The sequence below is a fragment of the Herpetosiphon sp. genome, from assembly GCF_003512625.1.
Classification (GTDB): Bacteria; Chloroflexota; Chloroflexia; order Chloroflexales; family Herpetosiphonaceae; genus Herpetosiphon; species Herpetosiphon aurantiacus.
This window is the reverse complement of sequence record NZ_DOPT01000049.1, coordinates 1-3,675: the sequence shown is the minus strand read 5'-3', so window position 1 is coordinate 3,675 and position 3,675 is coordinate 1. Positions and strand designations below refer to the sequence as shown.

Annotated in this window: 4 protein-coding genes; 2 read left to right on the top strand and 2 right to left on the bottom strand. The window is 51.4% G+C overall.

Annotation, left to right across the window (positions count from 1 at the left end; genetic code table 11):
• Positions 1-27 precede the first annotated feature (27 nt).
• Positions 28-519, bottom strand: a complete 492-nt coding sequence (locus DEF47_RS11815) for a DinB family protein (RefSeq protein WP_012192241.1) — start codon at positions 517-519, stop codon at positions 28-30.
• Positions 520-521: 2 nt separating this feature from the next.
• Entirely contained in the window at positions 522-1,019 is a 498-nt protein-coding gene (locus DEF47_RS11810; RefSeq protein ID WP_012192240.1) for a DinB family protein, read from the bottom strand.
• Between the two features lie 159 nt (positions 1,020-1,178).
• Between DEF47_RS11810 and DEF47_RS11805 the strand changes: the two genes are divergently transcribed.
• On the top strand, positions 1,179-2,426 hold the full coding sequence (locus DEF47_RS11805; RefSeq protein ID WP_012192239.1) for a glucose-1-phosphate adenylyltransferase: 1,248 nt from the start codon (positions 1,179-1,181) through the stop codon (positions 2,424-2,426).
• Between the two features lie 18 nt (positions 2,427-2,444).
• Entirely contained in the window at positions 2,445-3,668 is a 1,224-nt protein-coding gene (locus tag DEF47_RS11800; protein WP_012192238.1) for a glucose-1-phosphate adenylyltransferase family protein, read from the top strand.
• The last annotated feature ends 7 nt before the right edge of the window (positions 3,669-3,675 follow it).

The window sequence follows — 3,675 nt, the reverse complement described above, 5'->3', positions numbered from 1 at the left end:
GAGAGGGGTTGGGGTGAGGGAATCAGGTTATTCAGCCTGCAACAAAATTCGTGTAATTTGCTCCATATGTATCAGATCGTGGCCAGTTACCTGCATCAAAGCATCAGCCAATGAGAATACGCCTAATTTGGGATGGGTACCATGGCGCTGCCATTGTTCAGGGCTAAGGCTTTGGAAAAACTCCACGTAGCGCGTGCGTGAAACACATAATTCTGCATAAACAGCATGCAACTCGCTGGCGTTGTAGTCGCGCTCACGGGCAAGCTGATCGGGATTGTAGCTTTGAAACAGCGGATTATCCTGTTCGAGAATACTGCTTGCTCGTTCTTGAAAAATTTGATCGTAATCGCGCAAATGACAAACCACTTCCAAAACCGTCCAGCCATCAGCGCCATCGCGCAAGGTCGTGGCTTGTTGCTGGCTGACGCGAGCTAAAATATGCCCCAAGGTTTCGAGCGTGCGGCTCATCAGCGGCAGATGCCAACGCAGCATCGAATCAATCAAAGTTGGATCTGACATGCTTATTGCCCCTTTGCTTGCAACAAAATTCGAGTAATTTGCTCAAGATGGGTAACATCGTGGATGCCAACTTGCATCGCTGCATCGGTCAGCGAAAAATAGCCACGTTCGGGGTGCGTACCAGCTTTTTCCCATTGCTCAGGCGTGAGTGCTTGGAAAAATGCGATAAAACGCGGGCGTGATTCCTGCAAGGCAGCATAGACTGTGCGCAGATCGTTACTATTGTAGTTGCGCTCAATCACCATAGCTTCGTGATCATAGATTGGCAATAACGGAAAATCGCCATCACGCATCATAATCGCTCGCTCAAGGAAGATCTGGTCGTAATCGCGTAAATGGCACAGCACTTCGACCACTGTCCAGCCATCGGGGCCATCGCGAAACGTGGTAGCTTGGGCTTGAGTTACATCGCTCAACACATGACCTAGGGTATCAAGGGTCAATTGCATCAAATGAATATGGCGTTGGCGAACTAAAGCTAATTGATCGTGGTTGCTCATGCGCATTTCCTCGTAACACACCAATACCTTGTAAGCATAGCAAACCTAGCAAGCCTTGGATATGGACAATTTGAAGCAGATCGAGCACGAGATTGTGGCTTGAGCATGAGCAAAATTGGTTATAATGGTGCGTGAATCCCCGGTACCAAAGGAGGTTCTATGCGCGTAGTCGCGATGATTATGGCTGGCGGTGAGGGGACACGTTTAAGCGTGCTATCCGAAAAACGCGCCAAGCCCTCGGTTCCATTTGCTGGCAAGTATCGCATTATCGACTTTACGCTTTCCAACTGTGTTAACTCCAATATTTTCGATGTTGCGGTGCTCACTCAATATCGGCCTCATTCGCTCAACGACCATATCGGCATTGGCAAGCCATGGGATCTCGACCGCAATCGCGGTGGGGTACGCTTGCTTCAGCCCTACCAAGGTCGCAATGATCAGAGTTGGTATAGCGGCACTGCCGATGCCATTCTGCAAAATATCAATTACATCCGTGAACAACGCGCCGATCTGGTGCTAATTCTCTCGGGCGATCATATTTATAAGATGGATTATCGTGAGTTGATCGCCACCCACCTCGCTAAAAACGCCGATCTAACCGTGGCAGTCATGCACGTCTCGCTCGAAGAAACTGATCGTTTTGGGATTATGACGGTCAATGATGATGATCAAGTCGTCGAATTTACCGAAAAGCCCAAAGCCCGCGATAAGGGCACGTTGGCCTCGATGGGCATTTATGTGTTTGATGCCAAACGTTTGGTCGAACGCTTGCGCGAAACCAGTAGCCAATATCCCAATCTTGATTTTGGCAAGCATGTGATTCCCACGATGATTGCCAACGACAATGTGTATGCCCACCCCTTCTCAGGCTATTGGGTTGATGTGGGCACGGTACAATCGTACTGGGAAACCAGCATGGAATTGCTTGATCCGGCTTGCACCCTCGATTTGTTTGATGCTGAATGGCGCATTCACACCCGCTCGGAAGAACGCCCACCAGCCAAATTCGGCCCGCAAAGCAAAGTCGAAGGCTCAATGATTTGCAATGGCTGTGTGGTGCGCGGCACGGTTGAGCATTCGGTGCTCTCGCCTGGGGTCTATGTTTCACCTGGGGCGATTGTACGCGATTCGATCGTGATGACCGATACTTGGATTGGCCCAGGTGCAGTGCTTGATCGGGTAATTGTCGATAAAGATGTGGTGATTGGGGCCAATGTGCAACTTGGGGTTGGCACTGAGAACGTTCCCAATCGCTTGCAACCAGATAAATTGACCACAGGCATTAGCATTGTTGGCAAAGGTGCGCATATTCCTGCCGGCATCAGCATTGGCCGCAATGTTGTGATTGCCTCCGATTGCGATGAGGACCAATTCAACGGCGATGTGGCCAGTGGCGAGTCGATCTAGTGCTGGGGAGTGTTGTATATGCGTGTTTTAGCTTTGATTATGGCTGGTGGTGCTAGCCCTTCGTTAAGCGCCCTAACCGCTGGACGAGCCGCTGCCGCCACGCCATTTGCTGGCAAATATCGAATTATTGATTTTACGCTTTCGAATTGTGTGAATTCGGGCATTTACGATGTTGGGGTGCTTTCGCAGCACCAACCACGTTCATTGCACGAGCATATTGGCGTGGGCAAACCATGGGATCTCGACCGCTTGCAAGGTGGCGTGCGGGTACTGCACCCCTTTCCAACTCCCGATGGCGGCGGTTGGCAACGCGGTACTGCCGATGCAATTCGCTATCATCTTGATGTGATCGAAGAACGTCCGGTTGATTATGTGATGGTCTTGGCGGGCGATCACGTTTATAAGATGGATTATCGGCCATTGCTCGATTTGCATATGCAGCGTGGCGCGGATATTACCTTGGCGGTGCATAGCGTGCCGCCGCATGAAGCCTATCGCTATGGCATGGTTTCGGTCGATGGCGAGGGTCGCGTGACCAAATTCGAGGAAAAACCGCGCCGTACCAGTAGTGCCTTGGCCTCGATGGGCGTATATGCCTTTCGCAAAGATTATCTGGTCGATCTGCTGTATCGTGATCAGGCGGTCGATTTTGGTAGCGAAATGCTGCCACGGATCGTCAACGAAGCCAATGTATGTGCCTACACCTTCAACGGCTATTGGGCCGATGTTGGCACGGTGCAAGCTTATTACGAAGCCAATATAGCTTTGCTGGCCGAAACTCCCGCGCTCGATTTGTATGATCCTGAGTGGGTGGTGCGGACTCGCTCGTTTGAACGACCTGCCGCCCAACTCGGAGCCTCAGCCCGCATTGAACGCAGCTTGCTCTGTGATGGCTGTCGCGTCGATGGCCATGTTTCTGGCTCGGTAATTGGCACGGGTGTTGTGGTTGGCGCAGGCGCAATTATCCGCGACTCGGTAATTATGCCCGATAGCGTGATTGAGCCAGGCGTGGTGCTCGATAACTGTGTGGTCGATAAACAGGTGGTGATTGGCCGTGATTGCCGGATTGGCGAAGGCTCGATTGGCACGCCCAATGCTGCCCAACCTCAATTGCTCAACACTGGCTTGAGCGTCATCGGTAAAGCTGCCCGCATTAGCGCAAGCCATACGATTGGCCGGAATGTTGTGGTTACCGCGCGGAGCTTTGTTGACCAAGATTTAGCCAGCGGCGAAACCTTCTAAAACTTAA